Annotated in this window: 14 protein-coding genes and 2 tRNA genes; 4 read left to right on the top strand and 12 right to left on the bottom strand. The window is 62.8% G+C overall.

Annotated features, from left to right (window positions below):
• The first annotated feature begins 67 nt into the window (after positions 1 to 67).
• From B2S33_RS02475 to B2S33_RS02490, 4 genes are all read left to right on the top strand, one after another.
• Positions 68 to 151, top strand: a tRNA-Leu gene (locus B2S33_RS02475).
• Between the two features lie 86 nt (positions 152 to 237).
• Positions 238 to 324 (top strand) — tRNA-Leu (locus B2S33_RS02480).
• A 242-nt stretch (positions 325 to 566) separates the two neighbouring features.
• Positions 567 to 1,580 carry an extracellular solute-binding protein gene (locus tag B2S33_RS02485; protein ID WP_027913946.1) on the top strand — a complete coding sequence of 338 codons (1,014 nt, stop codon included), beginning with the start codon at positions 567 to 569 and terminating at the stop codon, positions 1,578 to 1,580.
• Entirely contained in the window at positions 1,580 to 3,145 is a 1,566-nt protein-coding gene (locus tag B2S33_RS02490) for an ABC transporter permease (RefSeq protein WP_280076312.1), read from the top strand. Before B2S33_RS02485 ends, B2S33_RS02490 begins: the two co-directional genes overlap by 1 nt.
• A gap of 14 nt (positions 3,146 to 3,159) precedes the next feature.
• On the opposite strand, the gene B2S33_RS02495 is transcribed toward B2S33_RS02490, so the two are convergent.
• The 12 genes from B2S33_RS02495 to B2S33_RS02550 all read right to left on the bottom strand — a co-directional run.
• Entirely contained in the window at positions 3,160 to 5,094 is a 1,935-nt protein-coding gene (locus tag B2S33_RS02495; protein WP_125922705.1) for a methyl-accepting chemotaxis protein, read from the bottom strand.
• Positions 5,095 to 5,281: 187 nt separating this feature from the next.
• Entirely contained in the window at positions 5,282 to 6,574 is a 1,293-nt protein-coding gene (locus B2S33_RS02500; RefSeq protein ID WP_023533002.1) for an adenylosuccinate synthase, read from the bottom strand.
• A 56-nt stretch (positions 6,575 to 6,630) separates the two neighbouring features.
• Entirely contained in the window at positions 6,631 to 7,818 is a 1,188-nt protein-coding gene (locus tag B2S33_RS02505; RefSeq protein ID WP_027913949.1) for an ATP phosphoribosyltransferase regulatory subunit, read from the bottom strand.
• A 287-nt stretch (positions 7,819 to 8,105) separates the two neighbouring features.
• Entirely contained in the window at positions 8,106 to 8,975 is an 870-nt protein-coding gene (hflC, locus tag B2S33_RS02510; RefSeq protein ID WP_027913950.1) for a protease modulator HflC, read from the bottom strand.
• Positions 8,975 to 10,153, bottom strand: a complete 1,179-nt coding sequence (gene hflK, locus B2S33_RS02515; RefSeq protein WP_027913951.1) for an FtsH protease activity modulator HflK — start codon at positions 10,151 to 10,153, stop codon at positions 8,975 to 8,977. Before hflK ends, hflC begins: the two co-directional genes overlap by 1 nt.
• Positions 10,154 to 10,249: 96 nt before the next feature.
• A complete protein-coding gene (hflX, locus tag B2S33_RS02520) occupies positions 10,250 to 11,551 on the bottom strand; it encodes a ribosome rescue GTPase HflX (protein ID WP_027913952.1) in 1,302 nt (433 codons plus the stop codon).
• Between the two features lie 12 nt (positions 11,552 to 11,563).
• Complete coding sequence (hfq, locus tag B2S33_RS02525; RefSeq protein ID WP_015272006.1) at positions 11,564 to 11,824, bottom strand: RNA chaperone Hfq; 261 nt, start codon at positions 11,822 to 11,824, stop codon at positions 11,564 to 11,566.
• Positions 11,825 to 11,918: 94 nt separating this feature from the next.
• On the bottom strand, positions 11,919 to 12,890 hold the full coding sequence (miaA, locus tag B2S33_RS02530; protein WP_028687881.1) for a tRNA (adenosine(37)-N6)-dimethylallyltransferase MiaA: 972 nt from the start codon (positions 12,888 to 12,890) through the stop codon (positions 11,919 to 11,921).
• A gap of 1 nt (position 12,891) precedes the next feature.
• A complete protein-coding gene (mutL, locus tag B2S33_RS02535) occupies positions 12,892 to 14,781 on the bottom strand; it encodes a DNA mismatch repair endonuclease MutL (protein ID WP_288649754.1) in 1,890 nt (629 codons plus the stop codon).
• Entirely contained in the window at positions 14,778 to 16,208 is a 1,431-nt protein-coding gene (locus B2S33_RS02540; RefSeq protein WP_027913955.1) for an N-acetylmuramoyl-L-alanine amidase, read from the bottom strand. The genes mutL and B2S33_RS02540 overlap by 4 nt, the downstream gene beginning before the upstream one ends.
• A gap of 2 nt (positions 16,209 to 16,210) precedes the next feature.
• Positions 16,211 to 16,693: a tRNA (adenosine(37)-N6)-threonylcarbamoyltransferase complex ATPase subunit type 1 TsaE gene (tsaE, locus tag B2S33_RS02545; RefSeq protein WP_027913956.1), complete on the bottom strand. Its 483-nt coding sequence runs from the start codon at positions 16,691 to 16,693 to the stop codon at positions 16,211 to 16,213.
• A partial coding sequence (locus B2S33_RS02550) for an NAD(P)H-hydrate dehydratase (protein ID WP_288649756.1) occupies positions 16,681 to 16,965 on the bottom strand: 285 nt, incomplete at its 5' end. The genes B2S33_RS02550 and tsaE, both read right to left, overlap by 13 nt.

Here is a 16,965-nt window from a genome sequence, read left to right on the forward strand (position 1 = left end):
GACGGACAACCCCGAAGTTGTAGTAGAGATGAGCGGCGCTGTAAAGCATCTTTTATCTCGAATGTGTGCCCAGGTGGCGGAATTGGTNNCGCTGGTTTCAGGTATCAGTGGCTTAACGGCCGTGGAAGTTCGAGTCTTCTCCTGGGCACCAAAATTTTCAAGTAATAGATGACCAAGGATCTGTTACTACTGTGTGAAGCGAACAATAGTCGCCTTCATCAGATGATGTAAAGCTTTGCCCAGGTGGCGGAATTGGTAGACGCGCTGGTTTCAGGTATCAGTGACTTAACGGTCGTGGAAGTTCGAGTCTTCTCCTGGGCACCATACAAAAACCCACTAGCTTGCTAGTGGGTTTTTTCTTGCCTGAAATTTAGCATCATGGCCCCGCCCTTCCGTGTTTTCGGCGCTGTGCAAGATGGCGCACAAAACCCAACGCCTCGCCCTTTCCGACGCGTGCATAGCCCCAAGCACCCCGCTCAATGAATTTATCGTCACCTCGCCACATGAGAAACGATTTCGTTTACCATTGTTTCCAAATATGTAGCCGTAAGCGAGGAAGTACCCGCATGACGATCCGCCCGCAACCGCTGATGCGCACCCTGGCCGCCGCCGTGTTGAGCCTGGTCATCGGCGCTCCGGCCGCCATGGCAGATGCGCCGGTCACCTTGACCATGTACAACGGTCAGCACAAGGAAATCGGCGAGGCCATCGCCAAGGCTTATGAAGCCAAGACCGGCATCCATATCAATATCCGCAAGGGCAGCAGCAACCAGCTGGCCAGCCAGATCATCGAAGAAGGCGAGCGCTCGCCGGCCGACATCATCTATACCGAAGAGTCGCCACCCCTGAATAACCTGGGTGAGCTGGGCCTGCTGGCAAAGATCGATGATGCCACGCTCAACATGCTGCCCAAGGAATATGTCGCCGCCAACGGTACCTGGATGGGCGTGACCGCGCGGACCCGGGTGGTGGTGTACAACCCCAAGAAAATCGACGAGAAGGACCTGCCGACCACGGTCATGGACTTCGCCAACCCTGAATGGGACGGGCGCGTTGGCTTCGTACCCACCAGCGGGGCCTTCCAGGAGCAGGCGGTAGCCATCCTGAAGATGCATGGCCGCGAAGCAACGGAAGAGTGGCTGACCGGCCTGAAGGCATTCGGCAAGACCTACACCAACAACATGGTCGCCCTCAAGGCCGTGGAGAAAGGTGAAGTGGGCGCGGTGCTGGTCAACAACTACTACTGGTACGCCCTGGAGCGCGAGCGCGGCAAGCTTGACTCCAAGCTGTACTACCTGGCCGATGGCGACGCCGGCAACCTGGTGACCATTTCGGGTGCCGCGGCCGTGAAGGCCAGCAAGCACCCCAAGGAAGCCCAGGCATTGCTCAACTGGATGGCCAGCGAAGAAGGCCAGCGCGTGATCACCCAGACCACGGCCGAATACCCACTGCACAAGGGCATGGTTTCCGATCGCGGCCTGAAGCCGTTCGACGAGTTGCGCCCGCCCAAGATCACGCCGGCCGACCTCGGCAATGCCGAAGAAGCCCTTGAGCTTGAGCGTGAGGTCGGTCTGCTCTGATGACTGCCGCCCTGACCCAGCCGGTGCCGGTACGTTTCGTACCGCACCGCAAGCGCCCCTCGATCTGGGTGGTGCTGCCCGTGCTTTTCCTGGTGGCGATGAGCGTACTGCCATTGCTCTACGTGGCCATCAAAGCCTGGGAAGCCGGCTGGCGAGAGGCGCTGTACCTGTTGTGGCGCCCCTACGTATGGGGGCTGATGCGCAACACCCTGCTGCTGATGGTCGGGGTTACGCTGACCTGTATGGTCGTAGGCCTGGCGCTGGCATGGCTGCTGGAGCGCAGCGACCTGCCCGGGCGCAGGTTGTGGGGGGTGGTGCTGTGCCTGCCCTTTGCCGTGCCGTCGTTCGTCAGCAGCTTTACCTGGGTTTCGCTGAGCTCGGACTTCGAAGGCTTGGGCGGCGCCATTCTGGTAATGGCCCTGTCCAAGTACCCGCTGATCTTCCTCCCGGTGGCGGCCACTTTACGCAACCTGGACACCTCCCTTGAGGAGTCGGCGCGCACATTGGGTTGCAGCCGCTGGAGCGTGTACCGGAAAGTCACCCTGCCCTTGCTGTGGCCGTCGATGCTGGGTGGCGCCCTGCTGATCGCCCTGCACATGCTCGTGGAGTTCGGCGCACTGTCGATTCTGGGCTTGCAGACATTCACCACCGCCATCTACCAGCAGTTCGAGCTGGAATTCAGCAACGCCAACGCGGCCATGTTGTCCGCCGTGCTGTTGGCCATGTGCTTGATCATGCTGTGGCTGGAACTGCGGGTACGTGGCAAGGCACGGCATGTACGCATTGGCCAGGGCGTGGCACGCCGCGCTCAACCTGTAAAGCTGCGTGGCTGGGCGATACCTGCTCAAGTGTTCTGCCTGGGCCTGGCCGTATTGGGCAGCGGTATTCCATTGGCCATGCTCGGTTACTGGCTCAGTGTGGGTTCATCCGCAGCGTTCCCCATTGCGGATATTTCCAGGGCACTGTTCACATCGCTGTCCGTGTCGCTAGGCGGCGCCGGTTTCTGCGTCGTGCTGGCTCTGCCGATCAGTTTCCTGGTGGTGCGCTACAAGGGGCGCCTGGCCATCTGGGCAGAACGCCTGCCCTACCTGTTGCATGCCCTGCCCGGGCTTGTCATTGCCCTGACGCTGGTGTTCTTTGCCCTGCACTACGTGCCGGCGCTGTACCAGACCACGGCGTTACTGCTTCTGGCCTATGCACTGCTGTTCCTGCCTTTGGCCCAGTCGCCCGTGCGCACGGCCTTGAACAAGGCATCCCCTACGCTGGAAGAGGCGGCACGCACCCTGGGTGCAAGCAGCTTTGCCGCGTTCTGCAAAGTGACCCTGCCGATCATCTTCCCGGCGATGGCAGCGGCCTTCGCCCTGGTGTTTCTGGACGCCATGAAGGAATTGACGGCAACGTTGCTGCTCAGTCCTACCGGCATGACGACCCTTGCCACCGAAGTCTGGGCACACACGGCCAATGTCGAGTTCGCAGCGGCGGCACCCTATGCGGCGCTGCTGATCGTGGTTTCAGGGTTGCCGGTGTATTTGCTGACAACGCGGATGTACCTGAACCGCGCGTGATGGCCCAAAGCGCATCACGCCCGGAACTGGCCCAGACTTGCCCGAAGCTGGGCCGCCAGATCGTCCAGCACCTTGCTGCTTGCCGTGGTCTGCATCACCACTTCGGCTGAACGTTCGGCCTGGGTATGAATGTTCTGCACCCTGCCGCGCACCGCTTGCGCGCCATTGGCCTGCTGTTCGGCGGCGCGGGTGGCCAGGCCTATCGCCGCATGCACCTGCTCGACGGCAGCCTGTACCGACTGCTGGCGACGCTCGTTGTCACGCAGCACCAGCAGCCCTTCGCTGGCCTTTGTACCCGCCTGACTGATCGTGGCCACCGCCTCCTTCGCCCCTGCCTGCAGTGCGGCAATATGCGCCTGGATGTCACCGGTGGAGCGTTGCGTCTTGCTCGCCAACGCCCTGACTTCATCCGCCACTACGGCAAAGCCTCGCCCCGTCTCGCCGGCACGGGCGGCTTCGATGGCGGCGTTGAGGGCCAGCAGGTTGGTTTGCTCGGCAATGCCGTGGATGACCGTCAGCACCACCTCGATCTGCTCGCTTTGCTTGGCCAGGCGCTCGATGACCTGCGAGCCTGCATCCACCTGCCCGGCCAGGTTTTCGATGAGCCCGGCCAGTTGCGTGGAGGTGCGACTGTTTTCGTCAGTGGCCTGGCGAATGTCCACCACCTGCTGCAAGGCGGCCTGCATGGCATGGCTCTCGGCCTGGGCTTCTTCAGCCATGCTCGACAGGTCGCTCAGGCTGGCCGCCACCTCATCACGCTGCAACGCGGCGGCGGCATCGGCGCCTGCGTTGCGCTGGGTCATGGCGCCGATCTCCACACCGGTGCGCTCGGCCACGTCACCGGCTTCGCGCACGATAGGTTGCAGCTTGTCGACGAAGCGATTGACCGCTGAGGCCATGTCGCCAATCTCGTCGCGGCTGTCCAGGGGTACCCGCTTGGTCAGGTCGCCTTCGCCCGCTGCCAGGTCATCGAGCGCCGCGATCAACAGGCGCAACTTGCTCACCACACGCCGGCCCAGCACTATGGCCACCACCAACAGCACGCCCAGCCCCACCAGCACCAGGCCCAGGCCGATGCGCCAACGCAATTCTGCCGCCGCATCGCGCACGGTTTGAGCTGTATTGTTCTGCATGGCCGCGGCGCTGCCTTGCGCAGCCTCCAGGCGTTCACGCAGTGTCTTGCCACTGTCGGCAGCCGCTCCCACCAGGCTGTCGCCAACCAACTGTTCGCTGCTGGTGATCAAGGCCGCGAAACGTTGGTCCAGAGCGGCCAGCTGCTGATCGATGCCGGCGGTTGAAACACCCATCAGCACCTTGCCGATTTCTGCCCCATTCGGGTTGATCGACGCTTCGACCATGTACACAGCAGGGTCGCGGCGTGCGGCCTCGATTACTTTGTCCAGCGCCCGCTCCCCTTGCCCCTTCTCGAGCAATGCCTGGTTGATTGGGTTCTGTCGGTTCAGGTAGCGGGTCAGGTGCTGGCCTTCTGCATCGTCATAAATCACGAACAGAACGTTGGGATTGCGCTGCGCCCGTCGGGCGAAATCCGATAACACCGGCACATCCTTGTCCCAGATGGCGCGCGGCGCCACCGAGGCCAGCAACTCTGCCATGTCGTTGGCGGACTCCTTCAAGGTGCCTTCGAGGGTCTCGCGCAGTTGCTGCTGCTCGGCCTGCAGGCGTGTCGAGAGCCCTGCACTCAAGCGTTGGCGAGTGCTGGCAGACAAGCCATCGAGGCCTGCGCGCACCTCCTGGCCGGCTTGTTCCAGATCAGTCGTGAGTTGTTGGCTGTCATGCCCAAGGCGTTGGGCCAGTTCGCGCTCAAGGGCCGAAACCGTGCTTCGTGTCAGGGCAACGGCCACCAGCACCTGCACCAAAAGGGCGATACCCAAGGCCACAAAAACAGGCCGCAACAGGCGGCTTCGTAACAGCGAAAGGATGGCAGACACGGTAAAACCCTCGTGTTTTCTGGCGCCATTACTTTGATGGCATCGACAGACAATTCTTACAGCAAGGGTTATGCCGGTAGCAGCGGGGATACACGCCAAGCTCAAGCAATACGAGCTTCGTACCCACAATGAAAAACGCCGCGACCCCTGTTCAGGGCCACGGCGTCAGATCAGCCTGGAGGGCAGATCAGGCGAACGGATGACGCAGCACGATGGTTTCGTTGCGGTCCGGGCCGGTGGAGATGATGTCGATCGGTGCGCCGATCAGTTCCTCGATGCGGGTGATGTAGGCACGCGCATTGGCAGGCAGCGCTTCCAGGGTCTTGGCACCCAGGGTCGACTCGCTCCAGCCCGGCAGTGTTTCGTACACCGGTTGCAGGCCGATGTAGCTGTCGGCATCGGTCGGGGCTTCGATCACTTCACCATTGGCATCCTTGTAACCTACGCAGATGTTGATGGTCTCCAGGCCGTCGAGCACGTCGAGCTTGGTCAGGCAGATACCCGAGATGCTGTTGACGTCGATGGCGCGGCGCAGGATGACGGCATCGAACCAGCCGCAACGACGGGCACGCCCGGTCGTGGAACCGAACTCATGGCCACGCTTGGCCAAGGTGGCGCCCGTGTCATCGAACAGTTCGGTTGGGAACGGACCCGAACCTACGCGGGTGGTGTAGGCCTTGGTGATGCCCAGGATGTAGTCCAGGTACATCGGGCCCACGCCGGAACCGGTCGAGATACCGCCAGCGGTGGTGTTGGAGCTGGTGACGTACGGGTAGGTACCGTGGTCGATGTCCAGCAGCGAGCCCTGTGCGCCTTCGAACATGATGTCCTTGCCGGCACGACGCAGGTTGTGCAGCTCGGCAGTGACGTCGAGCATCATCGGCTTGAGCTGTTCGGCGTAGGCCATGCACTCGTCCAGCGTCTGCTGGAAATCGATGGCAGGCTCTTTGTAGTAATTCACCAGCTGGAAGTTGTGGTAGTCCAGCAGCTCGCCCAGCTTTGCGGCAAAACGCTCGCGGTGGAACAGATCGCCCACGCGCAGGCCACGGCGGGCAACCTTGTCTTCGTACGCTGGGCCAATACCACGGCCGGTGGTGCCGATCTTGGCTTCGCCACGGGCTTTTTCACGGGCCTGGTCCAGCGCGACGTGGTACGACAGGATCAGCGGCGCAGCCGGGGAAATGCGCAGGCGCTCACGCACCGGTACGCCCTTCTCTTCCAACTTGGTGATCTCGCGCATCAGTGCATCGGGTGCAACGACCACACCGTTGCCGATCAGGCATTGCACGCCTTCACGCAGGATGCCGGATGGAATCAGGTGCAGAACGGTCTTTTCACCGTTGATCACCAGGGTGTGGCCCGCATTGTGGCCACCCTGGTAGCGCACGACGGCGGCAGCATGTTCGGTCAGCAGATCGACGATCTTGCCTTTGCCCTCATCACCCCACTGGGTGCCCAGGACGACGACATTCTTACCCATTACATTGGTCCTCATTCACGCAAACTTGGTTGCCGGCCTGTTGCCGACGCAGAAACTCACTGGGCCAGCGGCAGAACCTGCCAGCGCCCGTCTTGCTGAATCAATTGACGATCACAATCCGCTTCAAGGGCAGCACTCAGCGGCTGACCAGGCAGGGCCTGGACCACACGCTGGCCCTCGTTGCGCAACTGGCAGACATGCTGCCATAGGGCCGCATCGCCACTGTCCGGCATCCAGATGCCGCCCGTGGGCAGTACGACCTCCGCTCGCCCCAGTGTGACCAGGGTCTTCAAATCCGTGGAGAAACCGGTAGCCGGGCGCGCCCGGCCAAAGTCGGCGCCGATGTCGTCATAACGGCCGCCTTGGGCAATCGACTGCCCTTCACCTGGTACGAACACCGCAAACACCACGCCCGTGTGGTAGTTGTAACCGCGCAGCTCACCCAGGTCGAAGTACAACGGCAACTGCGGGTAACGGGCGGCCAGCCGATCGGCGATGGCCAGCAAATCGTCCAGGGCCGCCAGCACGCTGGCAGGTGCACGACCCAGGCGTACGCGGGCCTCGGCCAGGACTTCCCTGCCGCCGCATAGCTCGACCAGGGCTCGCAACATGTTGCCCACATCGTTTGGCACGTCGGCCGTCAGCGCCTGCACTTCGTCGACCGCCTTACGTTGCAGGGCGTCGAACAACTGCTGCTCGACCGCGCCCGACAGACCGGCGGCCCGAGCCAACCCACGGTAGATACCCACATGGCCCAGGTCCATGTGGACATCAGGCACATCGGCCAACTGCAACGTGGCGAGCATCAGGCTGATGACTTCCACATCGCTGGTGGGGCTGGCATCGCCATACAGTTCGGCACCCAGCTGGATAGGGCTGCGCGAGGTGGACAAGGCACGCGGCTGGGCATGCAGCACACTGCCGGCGTAGCACAACCGGCTTGGGCCTTCACGGCGCAGGGTATGGGCGTCGATGCGCGCAACCTGCGGCGTGAAGTCGGCACGAAAGCCCATCAGGCGGCCGGACTGCGGGTCTACTACCTTGAAGGTACGCTGATCCAGGTCCTGGCCGGCGCCGGTGAGCAGCGACTCCAGGTACTCGATATGCGGGGTGACGACCAGTTCGTAACCCCAACTCTGGAACAGGTCCAACACCTGGCGACGCGCGATCTCGATACGCGCAGCCTCAGGTGGCAGTACTTCCTCGATGCCATCTGGCAGCAGCCAGCGGTCTACCGTTGCCATTACGCCTTTTCCCCTCTGGTCCGGGCGGCCGCCAGCAGGCCGGCCGTCAGTAAAGCAGGTATCGCGCACAGCAACGGGCAGCACTGATCCCAGCGCAGCCACCGTACCCGATACCCTCGAATTGCCTTGCGAACGTGTCAAAAGCGGACCGACACCGGGCCGATCAACCTTGCAGACGCAAAAAAGCCGGGAAATTTCCCGGCTGACTCATCATACACCCCTTTTGATTCGGGATGCACCCTGCCTGGCGTTTTAGCTGCCAGGCGGGGCGCCTGCCCGAATTCGACTCAGGGCCTGCTCTTGTCCATGAAGCGGAAGAACTCGTTCTTCGGATCCAGGACCAGCACGTCGCTCTTGCTGGAGAAGCTCTCGCGGTAGGCTTGCAGGCTACGGTAGAACGCATAGAAATCAGCGTCCTGCGTGTAGGCCTTGGCGTAGATGGAAGCCGCCTGGGCATCACCGTCACCGCGGGTCTCTTCAGCTTCGCGATAGGCCTCGGCCAGCAGCACACGGCGCTGACGATCGGCGTCTGCACGAATACCTTCAGCCAGCTCGTTACCCTTGGCCCGGTGCTCGCGCGCCTCGCGCTCACGCTCGGTGCTCATGCGGTCGAACACGCTGCGGTTGACTTCCTTGGGCAGGTCGATGGCCTTGACGCGGACGTCGACGACCTCGATACCCAGCTCCTTGTTGGCCATGCGGTTCAGCGAAGCGGTGATGTCGGCCATCAACGCGTCACGCTCACCCGACACCACCTCGTGCAAGGTGCGCTTGCCGAACTGGTCACGCAGGCCGCTTTCCAGACGACGGGACAGACGCTCGTCAGCAATCTGCTTCATGCCGGAGGTGGCCGTGTAGAAGCGCTCGGCATCCTTGACGCGCCATTTGGCATAGGCGTCGACCATCACCGCTTTCTTCTCCAGGGTCAGGAACCGCTGGGTAGGCGCGTCGAGGGTCATCAGGCGGGCGTCGAACTTGCGTACCTGGTTCACGTACGGCACTTTCACGTGCAGCCCTGGCTGGACATCGGCCTGGACGACCTTACCGAAGCGCAGCAGAACTGCACGTTCGGTCTGGGACACGATGTAGAAGCTGTTCCAGGCCACGATGGCCAGAACCACGGCGGCGATCAGGGCGATCAGCGATCGGTTGCTCATCAGCGGCTCTCCCTAGTGCGCAGCGGCTGCTGTTGCTGTTGCGTGTCCTGCGCCGAGCGCGCGGCCGCAGCGTCGTTGGCCGACGATACGCCGCTTGCAGGCGCGGACGGATTGCGGCTGCCTTCGACCATCTTGTCCAGCGGCAGGTAGAGCAGGTTGTTCTGCCCGTCCTTGGTCGCCACCATGACCTTGCTCGAATTGCTATACACCGCCTGCATGGTTTCCAGGTACAGGCGCTGACGGGTCACGTCAGGTGCCTTGCGGTACTCGGTGACCAGCTTGGTGAAGCGGTCGGCCTCACCTTTGGCTCGGGCAATGACTTCATCGCGGTAGCCGTTGGCGTCTTCGATGATGCGCTGAGCCTGACCACGGGCTTCGGGCACCACGCCATTGGCGTAGGACTCGGCCTGGTTGCGGGCACGCTGCTCGTCTTCGCGGGCCCGGATCACGTCATCGAAGGCTTCCTGCACTTCACGCGGGGCTGCCGCGCTCTGCACGTTGACCTGGGTAACGGTGATACCGGTGCGGTAGTTGTCGAGGAAACGCTGCAGACGTTCGCGGATGTCCACGGCCATCTGTTCACGACCTTCGGTCAACACCTGGTCCATGGACGTAGAGCCCACCACGTGACGCAGGGCGCTGTCGGTCGCATGCTGCAGGCTGACCTCGGGCTGGTCGACGTTGAGCACGAAGTCCTGCAGGTTGCTGATCTTGTACTGGACGGTCAGCGGCACCTCGACGATGTTCTCGTCTTCGGTCAGCATCTGGCCCTGCTTGGTGTAGGCCCGCTCGCGCGTGACGTTTTCCATGTACTTGCGATCGATCGGCGGGAAGTAGATGTTCAGGCCGGGACCGACCGTCTCATAATACTTGCCGAAGCGCAGCACAACGGCTTGCTCCTGCTCGTCGACGACATACACGGCGCTGTACAGCCAGATGGCCGCCAGCACTGCCAGGCCGATGGCCAGCAGCCCCAGGCCGCCGCCCTTGCCGACATTGCGGTCACCGCCACCCCGTTTCTTGCCACCACCGAACATGCCGTTGAGGCTGTCCTGCAGTTTGCGGAAGGCCTCGTCCAGATCCGGCGGACCTTTTTTGTCGCCGCCACCACCGCCACCGCGGCGGCCGCCCCAGGGATCCTGATTGTTCGAGTTGCCACCCGGCTCGTTCCAAGCCATAGCGCTCTCCATCTGATAAAGCAAAGACGCGCCCACGGCGCGCCGTCCAATGCTACAGAATGCCTGTCACTGCTGCCCGACGACCTCGTGGGGCATTTATTGCAAAGTGTGTTGCTCGACAAACACTTGCGGCTCCATGCCTTCACGGCTGACCAGGCGATTGAGTTCGACCCTGGGCAGACGCACGCTCAGCAGGCTGCGCCCTTCTTCATCATGCGCTTCACTCTGCACCGCGCCCAAGTCAAAGAATTGCGCGCGCAGGCGAGCAAAACGTTGTTCCAGGCACAAGGTGCCGACAAACAGATCATCACCCAGCAACTCGGCAATCGCCTGGCCAACCAGCTCCAGGCCACGCCCGTCACGTGCCGAAACCCAGACCCGCTCCGGCTTGCCGTCGGCGTTGCGCTGGATCTGCGGCTCGACCTCTTCGAGCAGGTCGAGTTTGTTATACACCTCGAGGATCGGCAAGCCTTCAGCGCCAATCTCGCCCAATACTGCCAGCACCTGCTCGATCTGCTCCATGCGCTCGGGCTCATGGGCATCGATCACGTGCAGCAGCAGGTCGGAGTTGCTCGACTCCTCGAGCGTAGCTCGAAACGCCTCGACCAGCTTGTGCGGCAGGTGCCGGATGAAGCCCACGGTATCGGCCAGCACGATAGGCCCCAGGTCGTTGAGCTCAAGCCGACGCAGCGTCGGGTCGAGGGTGGCGAACAACTGGTCGGCCGCGTACACCTGCGACTGGGTCAGGGCGTTGAACAACGTGGACTTGCCGGCGTTGGTGTAGCCCACCAGCGAGACCGACGGGATGTCCGCACGCTTACGCCCGCGACGCGCCTGTTCACGCTGGCTGCGCACTTTCTCGAGGCGGGACTTGATCTGCCGGATGCGCACGCGCAGCAGGCGACGGTCGGTTTCGAGCTGAGTTTCACCCGGCCCCCGCAGGCCAATACCCCCTTTTTGTCGCTCAAGGTGGGTCCAGCCGCGTACCAGCCGCGTACTCATGTGCTCAAGCTGGGCCAGTTCGACCTGCAGCTTGCCTTCGTGGGTACGTGCGCGCTGAGCGAAGATATCCAGAATCAGCCCGGTCCTGTCGAGCACACGGCACTCGAACACGCGTTCGAGGTTGCGCTCCTGGCTGGGCGTGAGGGTGTGATTGAAAATCACCAGGTCTACCTGCTCGGCATGGACACGGTCGTGCAACTCCTCGACCTTGCCACTGCCAATCAGGTACTTGGCCGAGGGCTGATGCCTCGTGACCGTTACCAGCGAGACGATGTCGGCACCGGCCGACAACGCGAGTTCCTGAAACTCCTGCGGGTCTTCGCGCGCCTCAGGGTTCTGACCTTCCAAGTGAACGAGCAGCGCGCGTTCACCACCACCGTGGCGCTCAAAGAACAATGCAGGCTCCTATCAGGCGTTGCCTGGCTCGCTGTCGCCGTGATCGGAATCGGACGGGCTTGGCAGACGAACCGGGCGGGCAGGTACAACAGTGGAAATGGCGTGCTTGTAGACCATCTGGCTGACGGTGTTCTTCAGCAGTACCACGAACTGGTCGAACGACTCGATCGAGCCTTGCAGCTTGATGCCGTTGACCAGGTAGATCGAAACCGGAACCTTTTCTTTTCTCAAGGTATTCAGGTAAGGGTCTTGTAGCGAATGCCCTTTTGACATATGCCGCACTCCTGTAAGGATAAATAATTGGAAAATCTGAAAAAACGATAAGTAAGGCCGGCTTTCACAAGGATAGACGGCAATCAGCAGGGACTCAGCTCAATATGGAGACGGCCCCAAGGTATTTCAAGGTGCGGGACAGATTGTCGCAGGCCAGGCTGTCGAGCCAATGCACGCCTGGCCAGCCACGCAGCCAGGTGAATTGCCGCTTGGCCAGCTGCCTGGTCGCGATGATACCGCGTTCACGCATCTCATTCTCAGTCAGCTGGCCGTCCAGGTAATCCCAGACCTGCCGATAGCCCACTGCCCGTATAGACGGCAGCCCGGCGTGCAAGTCACTTCTGGCTCGCAGCAATCGGACCTCGTCGACAAAGCCCTGTTCCAACATCTGTGAAAATCGTAACGCAATTCGCTGATGCAGAATGTGACGATCTGTAGGCGCAATCGCAAGACTGGCGACAGTATAGGGCAAATGACCGCAGGCGCTTGCGTCTACACCGCTACTTTCAGCCAATTGACGCTGGCGATGGGCCGTCATGCTTTGCCCGCTGACCCGGTACACCTCCAGCGCCCGGATCAACCGCTGCGGATCGTTGGGATGAATGCGCGCGGCCGACTCCGGATCGACCTCAGCCAACTGCCGATGCAGCGCTGCCAGGCCCTCGGCCTCGGCCAGAGCCTCGAGCTCGGCCCTGACCTGGGCATCGGCCGCCGGCATGTCGGCCAGCCCCTCGGTCAACGCCTTGTAATAGAGCATGGTCCCGCCCACCAGCAAGGGGATGTTGCCGCGTGCGGTGATCTCGGCCATCACGCGCAAGGCGTCGGCACGAAACTGCGCTGCCGAGTAGGCTTCGGCCGGGTCGCGGATGTCGATCAGGTGGTGCGGGTGGGCAGCCAGGACGACCTTCGAGGGCTTTGCCGAACCAATGTCCATGCCCCGATAGACCAGGGCAGAATCAACGCTCACCAGTTCGCAGGGCAAGACCTTGCTCAGCTCGATGGCCAGGTCGGTCTTGCCCGACGCGGTCGGGCCCATCAGGAATATTGCAGGGGGCTTGCCACTCATGTCATCGACCGCGCAGGAATAGTTTGTCCAGATCATCCAGGCCCATCTGGGTCCATGTGGGACGGCCATGGTTGCACTGGCCGCTGCGCTCGGTATTTTCCATGTCGCGCAGCAAGGCGTTCATTTCAGGAATCGCCAGGCGCCGATTGGCACGCACGGCACCGTGGCAGGCCATGGTGCCGAGCAGTTCGTTCAGGTGTGCCTGAATACGGTCGCTGGTGCCGTACTCCATGAGGTCCGCCAGCACATCCTGCACCAGGCGGTTGGCTTCGGCCTGCTTGAGCAATGCTGGAATCTGGCGAATCGCCAGCGTTTCCGGGCCCAGGCGCTGCAGTTCGAAGCCCAGGCGCTGGAACCAGGCCGCGTGTTCTTCGGCGCAATCGGCCTCGCGCTGGCTCAGGGCGAGCGTTTCGGGCACCAGCAGCGGCTGACCGCTAAGACCCTCGCTGGCCATGGCCACCTTCAGCCGCTCGTACATGATACGTTCATGGGCGGCATGCATGTCGACGAGCACCAGGCCCGCGGCGTTCTCGGCCAAAATGTAGATGCCCTTGAGCTGGGCCAATGCGAAGCCAAGCGGGGGGATGTCGCCCTGGCTTTCCGGCAGCGCGGCAGCGCCTTCGCTCAAGGGCTTGTAGAACTCGCGATAGACCGCCTGGGCCTCGGCAGCCGGCAATGGCTGCGACGGCCTGGGCGTGTATGAGTACTGGTAACCCGCGCCACTGCCACTGCCGGCAATGGGAGACGGCGCAGCACGTGGTTGCTCGAGCACGGCCGCAGCCAGGCGCATTTCGCCCTGAGGCCCGAACTCGCCTGCTTGCTGCCCCGTCGGCCGGGTCGCCTCAGGCAGGGCAGCCGGGGCAGCCAACTGGTCTTCGGGACGCACATCGGCCAGGGCACGGTGCAAGGTGCCGTACAGGAAATCGTGGACGCTTCGGCCTTCACGGAAGCGCACTTCGTGCTTGGTTGGGTGAACGTTGACGTCCACGCCGTTGGGCTCAAGCTCAAGGAACAGTACGAAGGTCGGGTGACGACCGTTGAACAGCACGTCCCGGTAAGCCTGGCGTACGGCATGGGCCACCAGCTTGTCACGCACCGCGCGCCCGTTCACGAAGAAGTACTGCAAGTCTGCCTGGCTGCGCGAGTACGTCGGCAACCCGACCCACCCCCACAGGCGCAGACCGTTGCGCTCCACGTCGATGGGCAGGGCCTGCTCCATGAAACCGGGACCACAGATGGCGCCCACCCGCCGGGCCCGGTCGGCTTCTTCGCGGGCCTCGTGCAAGCTCAGAATGCTCTTGCCGTTGTGCCGCAGATGGAAGGCCACGTCGAACCGGGCCAGTGCCAGGCGCCTGATCACTTCCTGCAGGTGGTCGAATTCGGTTTTCTCGGCCTTGAGAAACTTGCGCCGCGCCGGCGTGTTGAAAAACAGGTCCCGCACTTCCACGGACGTGCCGACAGGGTGCGCAGCAGGCTGCACCCGCGCGGTCATCTCGCGCCCTTCGGTTTCCACCTGCCAGGCTTCGCTGGCGTTGGCCGTGCGCGAGGTCAGGATCAGCCGTGCGACCGAGCTGATCGACGCCAGGGCTTCACCGCGAAACCCCAGGCTCAGGACGCCTTCGAGGTCTTCCAGCTCGCGGATCTTGCTGGTGGCATGGCGCTCCAGCGCCAGCGGCAGGTCGTCGGCAGAGATGCCGCTGCCATCGTCGCGCACCTTCAGCAGCTTGATGCCCCCTTGCTCGACGTCCACATCGATCCGGCGAGCACCGGAGTCGAGACTGTTTTCCAACAGCTCCTTGGCAACCGATGCGGGCCGTTCCACCACCTCGCCAGCCGCAATCTGGTTGGCCAGCCGCGGGCTGAGCAGCTGGATGCGTGAGCCGCCGCTCATTGCGAGGCCAACGTGGTGGCAGGAATGTCCAGGCGCTGGCCGACCTTCAGTTCATCGGTCTTGAGGCTGTTGGTACTGCGCAGGCTGGTGACGCTGACTTGATAGCGAACCGCGAGCATGGCCAGGGTCTCACCAGGCCGCACCGTATGTTCACGCGGGCCCTGGGCGATCTTGCCGCTGTCGCGTAGCCACGCCACGTAGGTGCCTGGCGGTGGGTTCTGCTGGAAGTACTGGCGAACCCCGGTGTGAATGGAGCGGGCCAATGCCTGCTGGTGGCTGCGCGTAGCCAGCTTGGCGGCTTCTGCATTGTTCGAGATGAAACCGGTCTCGACCAGGATCGACGGAATGTCCGGGGACTTGAGCACCATGAAGCCGGCCTGCTCCACGCGCTGCTTGTGCAGCGAGGTGATACGCCCCATGTTGCCCAGCACCTTCTGACCGACGTTGAGGCTGGAACTGAGCGTGGCCGTCATCGACAGGTCGAGCAGCACCCCGGCCAGCATGCGGTCCTTGTCGTCGAGGCTGACATTGCCGGCACCGCCGATCAAGTCGGAGCGGTTTTCCGTATCGGCCAGCCAGCGTGCGGTCTCGGAGGTCGCACCGCGGTCGGACAAGGCGAACACCGAGGCGCCGAAGGCAGCGCGCGACGGGGCAGCATCGGCGTGGATGGAGATGAAGAGGTCGGCGCCTTTCTTGCGAGCGATCTCGGTGCGCTTGCGCAATGGGATGAAGTAGTCGCCCGTGCGCGTCAGCTCGGCGCGAAAGCCCTTCTCGCTGTTGATCTGGCGCTGCAGTTCGCGGGCGATCTGCAGGACGATGTCTTTTTCATGCTGCCCGCTGGAGCCCGAAGCGCCAGGATCCTCGCCACCGTGGCCAGCATCGATGGCCACCACGATGTCGCGCTTGCCACTGGGCACCGGTGGCAGCTTGATGGCTGGCTGGGTCGGCGTGACGGGCACTGCTGGCGTGGTGGCCGGCGCCTGCACCGGTGGCGGCGCAGGCGTTGGGGCACTGGCGGCAATGGCGTCCGCCTCCTGGTCGTACAGGTCGACCACCAGACGATTGCCGTATTGCGCGTTGGGCGCCAAGGTAAAGCTCTTGGGCGTGACCGACTTCTTCAGGTCCACGACCACCCGCAGGTCGGTCGGTGTGCGCTGGGCCGAGCGCACGCTGCTGATCGGCGTATTGGAAGTTGCCACCTTCAAGGGTGCGCCCAGGGTTGCGCCGTTGATGTCGATGACCAGCCGATCGGGTGCGCTCAATGTGAAGACACTGTGCTGCACAGGCCCGGACAGGTCGAAGACCAACCGGGTGTTGTCCGGCGCACGCCACAGGCGCACGCTCTTGACTTGAGTGACGGCCAGAGCCTCAACGGTCACCGTTGTCAGCAAAAGCCCAACGATGGCGACCAGTGCGCGTATGCGCATACCTACCCCGCTTGCTGTTTATAGTATTCGGCCAGTGCCACGCACCAGGCGTCGCCGCGAGCCCCCTGCGGCGAAAGTACAAGCGAGCGTCCGCTCGCCTGGGGGCTTATGGTAATGGTCAGGTCAGGCTTTGGCAAAACGCCCGCACCCTTTTGTGGCCACTCGAACAGGCACAGTGGATCATCCTCGAAATAGTCACGAATGCCCATGAACTCAAGCTCCTCCGGATCGACCAGCCGATAGAGGTCGAAGTGAAAAGCTCGGACATCACCAATCTCGTAGGGTTCTACCACGGTAAATGTAGGGCTTTTCACCGCACCCGTATGGCCCAACCCACGAATAAGGCCGCGAGACAGGGTTGTCTTGCCAGCGCCAAGGTCGCCTTCCAGGAAGATGATCCCGCGCCCACCGGTCACGCGGGCGAGTTGGCCGCCGAAGGCGACCATGGCCGCTTCGTCGGCCAGAAACAGGTTTAAGCCAGACACGCTGAATGCTCCTCCAACAACTCACGAATCACAGGTATCAGGTCACTGGCGGCCAACCCACGGCCGNNGCCCACCCCCGGCCCGCCGCTACCCAGGCGCTCGCCAGCACAGGCATGCAGCCAGACGCCCAGGCCTGCGGCGTCCCAGGCGCCAAGCCCCTGGGCCAGCAGCGCGCCGCACACGCCACTGAGCACATCCCCAAGGCCTGCGCCCGCCATGGCCGGATGGCCACGGTCGCAGCGCGCCAGCCGCCCCTCGGGGTCGGCGACCAG

Origin of the sequence: Pseudomonas sp. UBA5568 (genome assembly GCF_002425525.1) — a bacterium.
In the GTDB taxonomy this organism is placed as follows: domain Bacteria; phylum Pseudomonadota; class Gammaproteobacteria; order Pseudomonadales; family Pseudomonadaceae; genus Aquipseudomonas; species Aquipseudomonas fulva.